Origin of the sequence: Streptomyces harbinensis, assembly GCF_900116145.1 — a bacterium.
In the GTDB taxonomy this organism is placed as follows: Bacteria; Actinomycetota; Actinomycetes; order Streptomycetales; family Streptomycetaceae; genus Streptomyces; species Streptomyces carpaticus.
In genome coordinates, this window is sequence record NZ_FPAB01000007.1 from 133627 (window position 1) to 148515 (window position 14889).

A 14889-nucleotide genomic window follows, 5' to 3' on the forward strand; every position below is an offset into this window, starting at 1 on the left:
GGCGCCCAAACCACATGTTCGGGCGTAGAACGGACGCAAACACAGATGTACGCACCGGAGAGGCAACAAGCCATCCTCCACCTGGCCCGCGAAAAAGGCCGGGTCGAGGTCCTCGCGCTCGCCGACACCTTCCAGGTCACCGCGGAAACCATCCGCCGCGACCTGAACACCCTCGGCCGCGCCGGCCTGCTCCGCCGCGTCCACGGCGGCGCCATCCCCGTCGGCCGCCTCGACTTCGAACCCGACCTCAGCGAACGCGAAACCACCGCCGTCGCCGAGAAGGAACGCATCGCCACCGCCGCCCTCGACCACCTCCCCCAGGACGGCACCGTCATCCTCGACGCCGGCACCACCACCGCCGCCCTCGCCGCCGCCCTCCCCACCGACGCCGCCCTCACCGTCGTCACCCACGCCCTGCCGCTCGCCACCCGCCTCGCCGACCACCCCGGCATCGAACTCCACATCGTCGGCGGACGCCTCAGACACCGCACCCGCGCCGCCGTCGACGCCTGGGCCCTGCGCACCTACGGCGAAATCACCGCCGACGTTCTCTTCCTCGCCACCAACGGCTTCGGCACCACCTCGGGACTCACCACCGTCGACCTCGCCGAAGCCGCCGTCAAACGCGCCCTCATCACCGCCGCCCGCCGCGTCGTCCTGCTCGCCGACTCCCGCAAACACGGCGAGGAACACTTCGCCCGCTTCGGCACCCTCGACCAGCTCGACCTCCTCATCACCGACACCGGCCTCAGCGACGACGCCACCCGCGCCATCGAGGACGGAGGCACCGAGGTGATCCGCGCATGATCCTCACCATCACCCCCAACCCCAGCCTCGACCGCACCTACGACATCCCCGCACTCCAACGCGGCACCGTCCTGCGCGCCGGCACCGACCGCGTCGACCCCGGCGGCAAAGGCGTCAACGTCTCCCGCGCCGTCGCCGCCGCCGGCCTCCCCACCACCGCCGTCCTCCCCCTCGGCGGACCCGAAGGCGCCCTCCTCGCCGACCTCCTCACCGGACTCGGCGTCCACGTCGCCGGCGTCCCCGTCACCGGCTCCACCCGCGTCAACGTCTCCATCGCCGAACCCGACGGCACCCTCACCAAACTCAACGCCGCCGGCCCCCACCTCAGCCCCACCGAGACCGAAACCCTCCTGGAAACCGCCCGCGTGCACGCCGCCCGCGCCACCTGGACCGTCTGCTGCGGCAGCCTGCCCCGCGGCCTCGACGCCCACTGGTACGCCGAACTCGTCGCCCGCACCCACCGGGCCGGCGCCCGCATCGCCCTCGACACCTCGGGCCCCGCCCTGCTCGCCGCCCTCCGCGAAGCCCCCGACGTCATCAAACCCAACGCCGAAGAACTCGCCGAAGCCGTCGGACACCCCCTCACCACCGTCGGCGACGCCGTCAAAGCCGCCGGCGAACTCCGCGCCCGCGGCGCCCGCGCCGTCCTCGCCAGCCTCGGCGCCACCGGACAACTCCTCGTCGACGAACGCGGCACCTGCTTCGGCAGCGCCCGCGTCACCGCCGTCCGCAGCGACGTCGGCGCCGGAGACGCCTCCCTCGCCGGATTCCTCACCGCCGGCGGCACCGGCCCCGCCGCCCTCGCCGCCGCCCTCGCCCACGGAGCCGCCGCCGTCGCACTCCCCGGCTCCCTCATGCCCACCCCCGACGACCTCCGCCCCGAAGCGGTGACCGTCACCACCGACGTCCCCCTCGACCGCCCCCTCGATGGAGCCACGAGATGAACACCCCCCTGATCACCGCTGATTTGGTGGACCTCGACCTCGACCGCACCGCCACCACCAAGGACGAGGCGGCCCGCTCCCTCGCCGGCCGCATGGCCGCCGCCGGACGCGTCACCGACCTCGACGGCTTCCTCGCCGACGTCGCCGCCCGCGAGGAACAGATGCCCACCGGCCTCGAAGGCGGCATCGGCATACCCCACTGCCGCAGCGCCCACGTCACCGAACCCACCCTCGCCTTCGGCCGCAGCACCACCGGCATCGACTTCGGCGCCGCCGACGGACCGGCCACCCTCGTCTTCCTCATCGCCGCCCCCGCCGGCGCCGACCAGGACCACCTCGGCATCCTCTCCACCCTGGCGCGCGACCTGATGCGCGCCGAGTTCACCGACGCGCTGCGCGCCGAAACCTCCCCCGAGCGGGCCGCCGCCCTCATCCGCGGCGAGGACCCGGCGCAGGCGGCGGACCCCGCCGCACCGGCAGCCGATGAGGGAGACGCGGACGCGGACGCGGCCGGGGACGGCGCGCCGTTCCGTATCGTCGCCGTCACCTCCTGCCCCACCGGCATCGCCCACACCTACATGGCCGCCGAATCCCTCGACCGCGCCGCCGCCGAGGCCGACGGCGTCCTGATCAGCGTCGAAACCCAGGGCTCCGCCGGCTTCGAACGCCTCGACCCCGCCGTCATCGCCGCCGCCGACGCGGTCGTCTTCGCCCACGACGTCGAAGTACGCGAACGCCACCGGTTCGCAGGCCTTCCCACCGTCGACGTCGGCGTCAAAGCCGCCATCAACCGCCCCGCCGAACTCATCGCCGAAGCCCGGCGGCGCGCCGCCGACGCCCCCGCCGGCACCCAGCCCCGTACCGGCACCGACGGTGACGGCGACGACACCGCGCCCATGGACCGCGCCGCCGGGGACAGCGCCGACGGCTTCGGCACCCGGCTGCGCACCTGGCTGATGACCGGCGTCAGCTACATGGTGCCGTTCGTCGCCGCCGGCGGACTCATGATCGCCCTCGGCTTCGCCCTCGGCGGATACGAGATCAGCGACGCCCCCTCCGTCGCCGACCACTTCGTGTGGACCGAGGCCCACAGCTGGGCCGCGCTGCTCTTCCAGCTCGGCGGCGCCGCGTTCGGCTTCCTCATCCCGGTACTCGCCGGCTACATCGCCTACGGCATGGCCGACCGGCCCGGACTCGTCCCCGGCTTCGTCGGCGGCGCCATCGCCGTCACCATCGACGCCGGATTCCTCGGCGGACTCGCCGCCGGGCTCCTCGCGGGCGCGGTGGTGATGGCCATCCAGCGGGTCGACGTCCCGGCGGCGCTGCGCGGCATCATGCCGGTCGTCGTCATCCCGCTCATCTCCTCCGCCGTCGTCGGCTTCCTGATGTACATCGTCATCGGCAAGCCCATCGCCTCCGCCCAGTCCGGGCTCACCGACTGGCTGGAAGGACTCAGCGGCAGCAACGCCGTCCTGCTGGGCATCCTGCTCGGGCTCATGATGTGCTTCGACCTCGGCGGGCCGGTCAACAAGGTGGCCTACGCCTTCGCCACCGGCGGCATCGCGGTCACCGCCCCCAGCGACACCAGCCTCCAGATCATGGCCACCGTGATGGCGGCCGGCATGGTCCCGCCGCTGGCCATGGCGCTGGCGACCACGGTGCGCGGCAAGCTGTTCACCCGGACGGAGAAGGAGAACGGCAAGGCGGCCTGGGTGCTGGGCGCCTCGTTCATCACCGAGGGCGCGATCCCGTTCGCCGCCGCCGACCCGCTGCGGGTCATCCCCTCCGCCATGGCGGGCGGCGCGGTCACCGGCGCGCTGACCATGGCGTTCGGCAACACGCTGCGGGCGCCGCACGGCGGGTTCTTCGTCGTCCCGCTGATCGGCAGCCCGCTCCTCTACCTGATCGCGATCGCGGCGGGCACCCTCGTCAGCACGGCGCTGGTCGTCCTGCTCAAGACCGGCCGCGCCCGGAAGACGGCGGTCGCGGCCGGGTCCGGGTCCGGGTCCGCGACGGCCGCACCGGAGCCGGCCGGCGCGGCCCGCTGATCAGGCGGCGGAGTCGGCGGCGGAGTGGGCGGTGGCCGCGGCGCGCACCGTGTGGTGCAGGAGCAGGGCCGTGGTCACCGGGCCGACGCCGCCGGGCACGGGGGTGAGGGCCGCGGCTTTGCCGGTCACCGAGGCGGCGTCCACGTCGCCGGTGAGGCCGCCGTCCGGGGTGGGGTTGGTGCCCACGTCCACCACCACCGCCCCGGGGCGGAGGTGGGCGGCGGTGATCAGGCCCGGACGGCCGGCCGCCGCCACGACGATGTCGGCACTCGCGGTGAGGGCGGCGAGGTCCGTGGTGCGGGAGTGGGCCACGGTGACGGTCGCGTCCCGGGCCAGCAGCAGCTGGGCGGCCGGCTTGCCGACCACCGTGGAGCGGCCGACGACGGCGACCCGGCGGCCCGCCAGCGGGATGTCGTGCGCGTCCAGCACCGCCACGACCGCCTCGGCGGTGGCCGGCGCGAACGCCGGCAGCCCGGCGGTGAGCCGGCCGAGCGAGAGCGGGCCCGCGCCGTCCACGTCCTTGGCGACGGCGATCGCGCCGGCCAGCTCCTGGGCGTTCGCCCCGGGCGGCAGCGGCGTCTGGAGGATGATGCCGTGCACGGCCGGGTCGGCGCTCAGCTCGGTGAGCCGGTCCCGGATCGCGGCGGGCGCCGCGTCCGGGCCGAGGTCGGCGATGTCGCAGTGGATGCCGCACTTCCCGGCGGCCTTGGCGATGGACCGTACGTACCAGGCGCTGGACTCGTCGGCGGTGGCGGTGACGACGGCCAGCCGCGGCGGCGTGCCGGTGGCGGTCAGCCGGGCGGCCTCGACGGTGGTGTCGGCGCGCAGCCGGGTGGCGTGTTCACGGCCGGAGAGGGTGGCGGTCTCGGTCACGGGGCGATGTCCTCACGGATGGCGGCGGTGATCGCGGCGGCGCGCTCGGCGATGGTGTCGACGGCGGCGGTGACCGCCGTCAGCTCGGCGCGCAGGGCGTCGTCGCGGATGCCGCCGAGGTTGATCTCCACATTGACGCGGGCCGTGGTGGCGGCGGCGCGGGCCGCTTCGGTGGCGGCGGCGATGTCGGTGACGACGTTGCGGTTGCCGATGGGCAGGAGTTCGGCGGCGAGTTCGACAGCGGCGCGGGCCAGGCCGATGACCTCGGCCGGGGGGCGGGCGGCGCCGGCCAGCGCGCGGGCGATGGCGGCCGACCGCTCGGCCTTGGCGGCGTCGGTGTCCTTGGGCAGCCGGTAGGCGTCGGTGACGGCGGTGAACGCCGCCGCGTCCTCCTCGGCGAGCCGGACGGCGGCGGTGCGCAGCGTGTCGGTCTCGCGGACGATCCGGTCGACGGTGACGGCGTGCGCGGCGTATTTCCCGCCGGTGGAGTAGCGGGCGACCATCCCCAGCAGGGCGGCGGCCTGGGCGGCGTGCAGCGCTGCCGCGGCTCCGCCGCCGGGGGCGGGGACGCGGGCGGCGAGCTGGGACAGATACTCGGTGATCGTCTGATCGCGCACGGGAGGGATTCTGTCACGGGAGCGGGCGCGTGCCGGGCGGATCGGTCAGTCCGGCCGGCCGTACAGCTCGCGGTGGGCGGGGAACCGGCCACCGGGGGTGTCGGTGCCCCGGGCAGCGCGAATGCCCTTGACGACGGCGCGGGAGAGGACGTCGGCGCCGGCGGCGAGCAACTCGCTCAGGAGCAGCCCGGACTCGATGGGCCACCGGGGGTCGGGCGGGGTGCCGTCGGGGTACGTGAGGGGCCGGTCGCCGGTGGCGAGGGCGAAGACCGTGTCGCCGTCGGTCATGAGGTGGACGGGGCGGACGGCGCGGGCGAGCCCGTCGTGGGCGGTGCCGGCGAGCTTCTGCGCCTGGGCGGGGGTGAGGACGGCGTCGGTGGCGACGACGGCGAGGGTGGTGTTGAGCGGCGGGTCGCCGGCGGTGGGGGAGCGGTGGGTGGAGGCGTGGTGCGCCTCGGCCAGCAGGCGGCGGGCCCGTGCGTGCTGTTCGGGGGTGGGCGGCCGGGCGCCGGGGTCCTCGCCGTAGAAGGCCCCGGTGTCCGGGTCGATCGGGGAGCCGGCGGCGTTGACGGCGACCAGTGCGGCGACGGTGACGCCGTTCGGCAGGACGGTGCTGGCGGTGCCGACGCCGCCCTTGAGCTTGGGCTGCCCTCCGGGGGACCCACCCCCCTCCCCCTCCCCGGGTGCCGTTCCGGCTCCGGTGGTGGCTCCGGTGCCCGCGCCGACGGTGCCCATGGCGACGGGCGTGCCGGGGCCCGCCGGGCCGGCCGCGGCGTCCTGTACGGCGGCGCGGCCGAGGGCCGCGTCCGGGCGGGCGTGCCAGTCGCCGCCCCGGCCCAGGTCGAACAGCACGGCGGCGGGCACGATCGGCACCACCTGGCCGGGCCCGGGGCCGACCTGGTAGCCGCGGCCCTGCTCCTCCAGCCAGCTCATCACGCCGGAGGCCGAGTCGAGGCCGAAGGCGCTGCCGCCGGTGAGCACGACGGCGTTCACCTTCTCGACGAGGTTGCGTGGATCCAGGACGTCGGTCTCCCGGGTGCCGGGGCCGCCGCCGCGGACGTCGACCGCGCCGACCGCGCCGCCCTCCGGGGCGAGGACCACGGTCACGCCCGTCAGCCAGCCGTCGCCGATCCGCTGGGCATGACCGACGCGTATGCCGGGTACGTCTGTCAGGGCGTCGGCGGGTCCCGAGGACCGTCCCAGCTCGCTCATGTGTTCAGAGCTATCACGCCCCGCGAGCGCCCGGCCAGGCGTACAGCGGATGTTTATCGGTCATCCATCGCCTTCCGTCAGGCTGCCGTCATGATGGTGGATCAACACGGCCCGGCCGATGTGCTCAGCCACAGCCAGCTGCTCGACCAGGGGGAGCGGGCGGCCGTGGCGCTGGCGAAACTCGGTGTGCGCCCGGGCGATCAGGTGGCGGTGCTGCTGCCCATGTCCCTGGAGTCGGTGGTGGTGACGCTCGCCTGCATCCGGCTGGAGGCCCGGCGGCTGACCCTGCCGCTGGGGGACCATCTGGGATTCATCCGTCATCGCCTGCGCACCTCCGGAGCGCGGGTGGTGATCACCGCCGGGAGCTGTGCCGTGGACGGCACGGTCCGGGACATCAAGTCGGGTCTCGACCGCGCCTTGTGGGCCTGCCCCGAGGTGCATTCGGTGCTCGTGGTGCAGCAGGTGCCCAGGCCGGTGCCGTGGGTGCCGGGCCGTGATGTGTGGTGGCACGAGGCACTGGCCGCCGGGCCGGTGCCGGGCGGACCGTACGCTGGAGCCATGAGCAGCAGCACCGACCAGCCGTTGGACCAGTCGGCGGACCGGGCGCAGGGCCGGCCGCAGGCGGGGTCCGCCGCGCCGGTTCCGCCCGCCGCGCTGATCTTCGACGATCCGCTGGACCGCCGTTCGGCCGATGACAGCGATCAGGGCTGGGGAGAGCGTCCCGCGGCGGACGGCGCGCGGGGCGATCTGCTCCGTTTCCTGGAGGAGAAGCCCCCGCACCATCTGTGAGCCGGGCGGCGCGGGCGGTGCCGTTCAGTCCGTGAGGCGGGCGGAGTCGAGGGCGTCGGTGAGCCGGGTCAGCCGCTCCCGCAGCTCCGTGACCTCCGCGGCTGTGAGGCCGGTGGCCTCCGCGATGCGGCGCGGCACCCGCTGCGCCGGCTCCCGCAGGGCATCGCCCCGCTCGGTGAGCCGGACGGTCACCGAGCGCTCGTCCTCGGTGCTGCGTGCCCGGTGGACGAGGCCGGCCGCCTCCAGCCGCTTGAGCAGCGGGGACAGCGTGCCGGAGTCCAGCCGCAGCAGTTCGCCGATGCGCTTGACCGGCAGTTCGCCGTGCTCCCACAGCACGAGCATCACCAGGTACTGCGGGTAGGTGAGCCCCAGGTCCTTGAGCACGACCCGGTAGACGCCGCTGAAGGCCCGGGACGCGGCGTGGAGCGAGAAGCAGATCTGGTGGTGCAGCCGCAGATACTCCTCCTCCGGCGGCCGGTGCGGCCCGCCGGTGGGCACGGTGCTGGGCTCGGTGGTCATGGTCTCCACGGTACCCGGACTTCCTTGTCCCCATTTTAGTTGTGCACAACTTGATTGTGTGCTTAGGTTGGCGGCACGGAAGGCCCCGCCGATACCGGCGACGAGAGGGATGAGGGAGAGCGTCATGGAACCGCTGTACACCGCGATCGCGACCGCCAACGGACGTGAGGGGCGCGCCGTCAGCTCCGACGGACAGCTCGACCTCACCCTCGCCCCGCCGCCCGCACTCGGCGGCAGCGGCAAGGGCACCAACCCCGAGCAGCTGTTCGCGGCCGGCTACGCCGCCTGCTTCGCCAGCGCGCTGGGCGCGGTGGGACGTCAGGAGAAGGTCGACACCAGCGACGTCTCGGTGACCGCCGAGGTCGGCATCGGCAAGGACGGGCCCGGGTTCGGGCTCGCGGTGGTGCTGCGCGTCGAGCTGCCGGACGCGCTCGCCGGCGAGGCGGGGGAGAAGCTGGTGGCCCAGGCGCACCAGGTGTGCCCGTACTCCCGGGCCACCCGGGGCAACATCGACGTCCGGCTCGTCGTCGAGTAGCCGGCTGCGGCCGGGGCCGCCGGCCGTCAGCGCGGGGAGTCGGAGCCGTCCCCGGGTCGCTCCGGTGCCGGGGCGGCATCGGCTCCCGAACCGTCCGCCGGGGCGCCGCGCTGGCCCACCAGGGCCGGCGCCGTCCCCTCGCCGCCACCGGCGGCGCGCTGGGCGATCAGCTCGTCGCGGATCTCGATGAGGATCTCCAGCTCCGTCTTGGCGACCGCCTCCTGCGGCACCTCGGCCTTCGCCGCCCGGCGGGCGTTGAACTTGTTCATCGGCATGATCATCAGGAAGTAGACGACCGCGGCGGTCATCAGGAAGGTCAGCGAGGCGGTCAGCACCGAGCCCCAGCGGATCGCCGCACCGCCGCCGTCCGTCGAGCAGTCCCCCGTCAGGCAGAGCACGTACTGATCGAGGTCCTGGGTGCCGAAGGCGCCGATCAGCGGGTTGATGACACCCTCGACCACGGCGGTGACGATCCCGGTGAACGCGGCGCCGACGACGACCGCCACCGCCAGCTCGATCACGTTCCCGCGCATCAGGAACTCTTTGAATCCACTCAGGATTGCCTTGGTCTCGCTCACTGCTCTGTCCTTCTGGGGTGAGATCCGCATCGGACCCCGCACGGTGCACCACGATGGCATTCCGTGTCCAATCGGTTCGAACTACCATCGGGACACCGCCAGAAGGGATCCGGCCGCGGCCCCGGCCAGCTCGGCCGCCGTCGCCCGGGGCACGGTCAGCACCAGCAGCGCGCCCTCGGTGGGGGCGAGAAGCCCGGGCTCCCGCGGGGCCTCGTCCCGGCCGGGGATGTCGGCCACCTCCGCCCGGCGTGCCACCACCCGGGCCGGCTCCGCCGCCCCGGGGTCGGCGGCCAGCACATCGACCACGTCGCCGGGCGCCAGCAGCCGCACCACCTCCGCGTCGGCGATCCGGACCGGCGCCGCGACCAGCTCAGCGGGCGGTGGTGGCTCCGCGGGCCCCTCCCGGGCGTCGGCGACCGTCACGGTGGCGGTCGGCTGCTCGGCCGGGGGCGCGGTGCCGCCCGCCGGAAGCGCCACCGCCAGCGCCGCCCCCGCCACCACCAGCGCCGCGGTCACCGCCCGGGCCCGGCCCCGCAGGGGCAGGCCCGGCCGGAACCGGCGGGCGCGGGGGCGGACCGGGGCGAACTCCGGCACCGCGGGCCGGTCCGCCCCGAAGGCCGTCCCGGAGCCCGGGCCGGGCACGTGCGGGAGCGAGGCGGCGGGAGCGGGCGGACCGGCCGTGGTGGCGGTCGCGCCGCCGTCCGCCGGGGCGGACGCACCCGGTGCGGGGGACGCGGGGGACGCGGGAGAGGTGAGGAAAGTGGGGGGAGTGGGGGGAGTGGTGACGGATGTCGTGGCGGGCGGGACGGGCGCGGGGAGCGACGGGAAGGCGGGGCCCGGCGTGGCAACGTGCTGTGTCATGCGGCCACTCTGGCCGCCTCGCACGATCCCCGCCGAGGGCTGTGGACAACTCCGGCCCTGTGGAAAAACCCCTCACCCATACGGGTGAGGGGCGTGCGTCAGGGCAGTTCGATCCCCGGCTCCTGGCCCAGCAGCGCCGTCGCGCACGGGCAGTCCCGGCCCGCCGGCAGCGCGGCCACCGCGTCGAAAAGCACCTCGCGCAGCCGGCCGATGTTCTCGCCGAAGACCTCCAGCACCTCCGCGTGCGAGACGCCCTCGCCGCTCTCCGCACCCGCGTCCAGGTCGGTGACCAGGGTCAGCGAGGTGTAGCAGAGCTCCAGCTCCCGGGCGAGCACCGCCTCCGGGTGGCCGGTCATGCCCACCACGGACCAGCCCTGCGCCGCGTGCCAGCGTGATTCGGCGCGGGTGGAGAAGCGCGGCCCCTCGATCACACAGAGCGTGCCGCCGTCCACCGCCTCCCAGCCGCGCCCCCGGGCGGCGGCCAGCGCCACCTGGCGCCCGGTGGGGCAGTACGGGTCGGCGAACGTCAGATGGACGACGTTCGGCACCTGGCCGTCCGCCCGCTGCACGCCGTCGTAGTAGGTCTGGGCGCGGCTTTTGGTGCGGTCCACCAGCTGGTCGGGCACCAGCAGCGTGCCGGGCCCGTACTCGGGGCGCAGCCCGCCGACCGCGCACGGGCCGAGCACCTGGCGCACACCCAGCGAGCGCAGCGCCCACAGGTTGGCCCGGTAGTTGATCCGGTGCGGGGGCAGCCCGTGTTTGCGGCCGTGCCGGGGGAGGAAGGCCACCCGCCGGCCGGCGATCTCGCCGAGGAAGAGGGAGTCGCTGGGGTCCCCGTACGGCGTCTCCACGGTGACCTCGGTCACATCGTCCAGGAAGGAGTAGAACCCGGACCCGCCGATGACGCCGATCTCCGCGGCGGCCCCGCTCATGCGGCCGATGTACCGGCGGACGAGGACGAGGACGAGGAGGACGAGCCGGAGGACGCGGACGCTGTGGCGGTGGCCGTGGAGCCGCCGCCCGAGCTGTCCGAGCCGCCGTTCTTCTTCTCGCCCGTCCCGCTCTTGGCGTCCTTGCCGTCGCCGCCGCCCGCCTTCTGCGCCGAGGACGCGGCCGGGCTGCTGCTGGAAGAGCTGTTGCGGCTGTCGTTGCGGTAGAAGCCGGAGCCCTTGAAGACAATGCCGACCGCCGAGAACACCTTCTTCAGCCGCCCCTGGCAGCTGGGGCACTCGGTGAGCGCGTCATCGGTGAACTTCTGCACCACTTCGAGGCCCTCTTGGCACGCGGTGCACTGATACTGATACGTCGGCACGTGATCCTCCTGGCACTCTTCTCCACCGAGTGCTAACGACGGTCCATCGTGCAACATTCCGGGTACGGAAGTCCACTGCCGACGCCCACCACCCCGCCGCACCGGCCGCCCGCCACCCCGGGGCGCGCGCACCGGCCGCAGGGCGCGCGTGCCCGGTTCGCGCCGTTTTCAGCGGGCTGCGGCAGGCGCGAGGCCCCCGGCTGACTCCCCGTAGGCTCACCCCAGTGGCCGTATGTCTATGGTTGCTTCCATCCGCTTACCTGGCCTGTGAAGGACACAGATGCCCGCCAAGAAGCCCTCGCGACGCCTCCGCGTGTTCGTGATCGCTGTCGTACTGGTCGTCCTCTCCGGATTGGGGTACGGCGCTTTCTGGACCGTGAGCACCGTGCGGGCGTCCTACCCGCAGGTGTCGGGAGAGATAGAAATGGACGGGCTCTCCGGCCCCGTCACGGTCCAGCGGGACGGGAACGGCATCCCGCGCCTGTACGCCGACTCCGCCCTCGACCTCTTCCGCGCCCAGGGCTACGTCCACGCCCAGGACCGGTTCTGGGAGATGGACGTCCGCCGGCACATGACCTCCGGCCGGCTCTCGGAGATGTTCGGCGACGGGCAGGTGGAGACCGACGCGTTCCTGCGCACCCTGGGCTGGCGGCAGGTCGCGCAGCAGGAGTACGACGAGGAGCTCGCACCGGAGACCAAGGAGTACCTGGACGCGTACGCGGAGGGCGTGAACGCCTACCTGGGCACGCGCAGCGGCGAGGAGCTGTCCGTGGAGTACGCGGCGCTCGGCTTCCTCAACGACTACGCGCCCGAGCCGTGGGACCCGGTGGACTCGGTGGCCTGGCTGAAGGCCATGGCCTGGGACCTGCGCGGCAACATGGAGGACGAGATCGACCGGTCGCTGCTCGCGGCCCGGCTCAGCCCCGAGCAGATCGAGGAGCTGTACCCCGGCTACCCGTACGACCGCAACAACCCGATCGTCCAGGAGATCGGTGACTTCGCGGGCGGAACGGGCGACACGGGCGGCACGGGCGACACGGCGGGCGGCGACGTCCAGGGCGACGGTACGTCCCCGGGTGACGCGGCCGACGGCGTGACGACGCAGCTGGGCGCGCTGGCGGCGACGCTGGACGAGATCCCGGCGCTGCTGGGCCCGGCGGGCAGCGGCATCGGCTCGAACTCGTGGGTGGTCTCCGGCGAGTACACGACGACCGGGATGCCGCTGCTGGCCAACGACCCGCACCTGGGCCCCTCGCTGCCGTCCGTCTGGTACCAGATGGGCCTGTACTGCACGGAGGTGACCGAGGAGTGCCCGTTCGAGGTGTCCGGGTTCACCTTCTCCGGGATGCCCGGCGTGGTGATCGGCCACAACGAGGACATCGCCTGGGGCTTCACCAACCTCGGCGCGGACGTGACCGACCTGCGGCTCGAAAAGCTCGACAACGGCAACTACCTGCGCGACGGCGAGGAGAAGCCGTACGAGACCCGCACCGAGACGATCCGGGTCGCCGGCGGTGAGGACCGCGAGATCACGGTGCGGTCCACCGAGAACGGCCCGATCGTCTCCGACCGGCACGACGACTTCGCCGAGACCGGCAGGACCGCGCCGGTGGAGTCCGGCGCGCCGGACCGGGGCAACGGCTACGCCGTCTCGCTGACCTGGACCGCGCTGGAGCCGTCCAACACCATGGACGCGGTGTTCGCGCTCAACACGGCCGCCGACTTCGACGACTTCCGGTCCGCCGCCGCCGACTTCGCGGTCCCCGCGCAGAACATGATCTACGCGGACACCGCCGGCAACATCGGCTACCAGGCGCCCGGCCGGATACCGGTGCGCGGCGCGGGCGACGGCCGCTACCCGGCGCCCGGCTGGGACTCCTCCTACGACTGGGACGGCTATGTGCCGACCGAGGAGCTGCCCTGGGAGCTGAACCCCGAGCGCGGCTACATCGTCACCGCCAACCAGGCCGTCATCGACCCGGCCGGCTACGACCACTTCCTGACCGACGACTGGAGCTACGGCACGCGCAGCGCCCGCATCGAGGAGCTGCTGGTCTCGAAGATCGAGGACGGCGGCAAGATCTCGATGGGCGACATGCAGTCCATCCAGCTGGACAACAGCAACGAGATGGCGCGCGTCCTGGTGCCGTACCTGCTGGACATCGAGATCTCCGACCCGTACATCCGGGAGGCGCAGGAGCTGCTGGAGGGCTGGGACTTCAGCCAGGACTCGGATTCGGCCGCGGCGGCCTACTACAACGCGGTGTGGGCCAACATGCTCCAGCTCGCCTTCGGCCACAAGCTGCCCAAGGAGCTGCGGGTGGAGGGCCAGTGCCTGCGGGTGCGGCCGGCGGACGACTCGGCGCCGCTGGAGGACGCGAACGGGCAGGCGCTGTTCGACACGGAGTGCGGGGAGCGGTCCCCGGACTCGGCGTGGCCGGACGGCGGTGACCGCTGGTTCGAGGTGGTGCGCGAGCTGATCGAGCAGCCCGACAGCGACTGGTGGACGACGCCCGCGACCCGTACCGAGCCGGCCGCCACCGACCGTGACGAGCTGCTGGCGCGCGCCCTGCGCGACGCCCGCTGGGAGCTGACGGCGAAGCTGGGCAAGGACATCGGCACCTGGAGCTGGGGCCGGCTGCACCAGCTGACGCTCACCAACCAGACGCTCGGCGAGGAGGGCCCGGGACCGCTGCGCTGGATGCTGAACCGCGGCCCGTGGAACCTGGCGGGTGGCGCGGACGCGGTCAACGCCACCGCCTGGAACGCGGCCGGCGGCTACGAGACGACCTGGGTGCCGTCCATGCGGATGATCGTTTCGCTGGCGGACTTCGACGAGTCGCTGTGGATCAACCTGTCGGGCGCCTCGGGGCACGCGTACCACGAGCACTACACCGATCAGACCGGGATGTGGGCGCGCGGCGAGTTCCTGCCGTGGCCGTCCTCGGCGGAGGCGGTCGCCGAGGGCACCCGCGACACGCTGACGCTGACGCCGGGAGGCGCCGGCGCCGGCGAGGAGTGACCACCGCGGTCATGCGGACCGGAGCGGGGCGGGAACGGGTGCGGTACGGCCCGTCCCGCCCCGCCGTCGTACGCGTCGGGGCGCGCCGCCGTACGCGCGCCCCTCAGCCCGGGAAGCGGTGCACGCCCTCCGGGGTGACCGCCACCCGCACCGGCCGGTCGTGCGGCTCCACCGGCAGCTCGCCGACCACCTCGTGCCCGTACAACAGCACCACCGGCACCGGGTCGGCCCCGGCCGCCGCCAGCCGCGCCAGCACCCGGTCGTAGGAGCCGCCGCCGCGCCCCATCCGCACCCCGCGCGCGTCCACGGCCAGGCCCGGCAGCAGCACCACGTCCGCCGCCAGCACCGCCTCGCGGCCCAGCCGCTCCCCGGCGGGCTCGCGCAGCCGCATCCGGCCGGCCCGCTCGGTCTCCACCAGCGCGCCGGGGCCCTCGTACGTGCCCCAGTCGAGGTCGTCGTCCTCCCGCAGCACCGGCAGCAGCACCCGTACCCCGCGCTCGCGCAGCGCGTCGAGCAGGGCGAGCGTGCCGGGCTCGTGGCCGACCGACACGTACGCGGCGACCGTGCGCGCCGCCGCCAGCTCCGGCAGGCCCATCGCCTGCCCGGCCAGCGCGGCGGCGGCATCGAGAACCTCGTCGTCGCTCAGTGCGGCGCGTACCGCGAGCAGATCGCGGCGCACCGCCCGTTTGCCGTCGTGCGCGGTCCCTGCGACATGATCCATTTCGTCATCCTCGCGTAAAGGGTCCAAGCACACTAGCTGGATAAAGTGACG

At 74.0% G+C, this 14889-nt stretch carries 15 protein-coding genes and 1 pseudogene; 7 read left to right on the top strand and 9 right to left on the bottom strand.

The window, feature by feature from the left end; translation table 11 throughout:
* Positions 1–45: 45 nt before the first annotated feature.
* From BM385_RS19860 to BM385_RS19870, 3 genes are read left to right on the top strand one after another with little or no spacing between them, the layout of a single operon-like run.
* The gene (locus BM385_RS19860) at positions 46–807 is read left to right on the top strand and encodes a DeoR/GlpR family DNA-binding transcription regulator (protein WP_019433477.1); all 762 of its coding nucleotides are present in this window, start codon (positions 46–48) and stop codon (positions 805–807) included.
* On the top strand, positions 804–1751 hold the full coding sequence (pfkB, locus tag BM385_RS19865) for a 1-phosphofructokinase (protein ID WP_019433478.1): 948 nt from the start codon (positions 804–806) through the stop codon (positions 1749–1751). The genes BM385_RS19860 and pfkB overlap by 4 nt, the downstream gene beginning before the upstream one ends.
* The gene (locus tag BM385_RS19870; RefSeq protein WP_093843870.1) at positions 1748–3799 is read left to right on the top strand and encodes a PTS fructose transporter subunit IIABC; all 2052 of its coding nucleotides are present in this window, start codon (positions 1748–1750) and stop codon (positions 3797–3799) included. The genes pfkB and BM385_RS19870 overlap by 4 nt, the downstream gene beginning before the upstream one ends.
* Here BM385_RS19870 and BM385_RS19875 read toward each other — a convergent pair whose 3' ends face one another.
* The 3 genes from BM385_RS19875 to BM385_RS19885 are packed head-to-tail and all read right to left on the bottom strand — an operon-like array spanning position 3800 to position 6501.
* Complete coding sequence (locus tag BM385_RS19875; protein WP_093843871.1) at positions 3800–4672, bottom strand: bifunctional 5,10-methylenetetrahydrofolate dehydrogenase/5,10-methenyltetrahydrofolate cyclohydrolase; 873 nt, start codon at positions 4670–4672, stop codon at positions 3800–3802.
* Positions 4669–5289 carry a cyclodeaminase/cyclohydrolase family protein gene (locus BM385_RS19880; protein WP_019433481.1) on the bottom strand — a complete coding sequence of 207 codons (621 nt, stop codon included), beginning with the start codon at positions 5287–5289 and terminating at the stop codon, positions 4669–4671. Before BM385_RS19880 ends, BM385_RS19875 begins: the two co-directional genes overlap by 4 nt.
* Before the next feature lie 45 nt (positions 5290–5334).
* The gene (locus BM385_RS19885; RefSeq protein WP_093843872.1) at positions 5335–6501 is read right to left on the bottom strand and encodes a P1 family peptidase; all 1167 of its coding nucleotides are present in this window, start codon (positions 6499–6501) and stop codon (positions 5335–5337) included.
* Between the two features lie 93 nt (positions 6502–6594).
* Between BM385_RS19885 and BM385_RS27270 the strand changes: the two are divergent.
* Both BM385_RS27270 and BM385_RS27275 read left to right on the top strand, forming a co-directional pair.
* A pseudogene (locus BM385_RS27270) lies at positions 6595–6957 on the top strand (AMP-binding protein); the annotation flags it as partial.
* Positions 6958–7059: 102 nt separating this feature from the next.
* Complete coding sequence (locus BM385_RS27275) at positions 7060–7290, top strand: hypothetical protein (protein ID WP_380980031.1); 231 nt, start codon at positions 7060–7062, stop codon at positions 7288–7290.
* A 24-nt stretch (positions 7291–7314) separates the two neighbouring features.
* Here BM385_RS27275 and BM385_RS19895 read toward each other — a convergent pair whose 3' ends face one another.
* On the bottom strand, positions 7315–7809 hold the full coding sequence (locus BM385_RS19895) for a MarR family winged helix-turn-helix transcriptional regulator (protein ID WP_093843977.1): 495 nt from the start codon (positions 7807–7809) through the stop codon (positions 7315–7317).
* Between the two features lie 124 nt (positions 7810–7933).
* On the opposite strand from BM385_RS19895, the gene BM385_RS19900 reads away from it, so the two are divergent.
* Complete coding sequence (locus BM385_RS19900) at positions 7934–8344, top strand: organic hydroperoxide resistance protein (protein ID WP_019433486.1); 411 nt, start codon at positions 7934–7936, stop codon at positions 8342–8344.
* A 26-nt stretch (positions 8345–8370) separates the two neighbouring features.
* Here BM385_RS19900 and mscL read toward each other — a convergent pair whose 3' ends face one another.
* From mscL to BM385_RS19920, 4 genes are all read right to left on the bottom strand, one after another.
* Positions 8371–8922 carry a large conductance mechanosensitive channel protein MscL gene (mscL, locus tag BM385_RS19905; protein ID WP_019433487.1) on the bottom strand — a complete coding sequence of 184 codons (552 nt, stop codon included), beginning with the start codon at positions 8920–8922 and terminating at the stop codon, positions 8371–8373.
* An 81-nt stretch (positions 8923–9003) separates the two neighbouring features.
* A complete protein-coding gene (locus tag BM385_RS19910; protein ID WP_175543046.1) occupies positions 9004–9783 on the bottom strand; it encodes a hypothetical protein in 780 nt (259 codons plus the stop codon).
* Between the two features lie 98 nt (positions 9784–9881).
* A complete protein-coding gene (locus tag BM385_RS19915; protein ID WP_093843873.1) occupies positions 9882–10715 on the bottom strand; it encodes an S-methyl-5'-thioadenosine phosphorylase in 834 nt (277 codons plus the stop codon).
* Positions 10712–11095, bottom strand: coding sequence for an FmdB family zinc ribbon protein (locus BM385_RS19920; protein ID WP_019433490.1), 384 nt, complete (start codon positions 11093–11095; stop codon positions 10712–10714). Before BM385_RS19920 ends, BM385_RS19915 begins: the two co-directional genes overlap by 4 nt.
* A gap of 280 nt (positions 11096–11375) precedes the next feature.
* Between BM385_RS19920 and BM385_RS19925 the strand changes: the two genes are divergently transcribed.
* Positions 11376–14117 (top strand): penicillin acylase family protein, encoded by a 2742-nt coding sequence (locus BM385_RS19925; protein ID WP_175543047.1) that lies wholly within the window; start codon positions 11376–11378, stop codon positions 14115–14117.
* Positions 14118–14220: 103 nt separating this feature from the next.
* Here BM385_RS19925 and BM385_RS19930 read toward each other — a convergent pair whose 3' ends face one another.
* Positions 14221–14838: a 5-formyltetrahydrofolate cyclo-ligase gene (locus BM385_RS19930; RefSeq protein WP_093843875.1), complete on the bottom strand. Its 618-nt coding sequence runs from the start codon at positions 14836–14838 to the stop codon at positions 14221–14223.
* Positions 14839–14889: the final 51 nt, after the last annotated feature.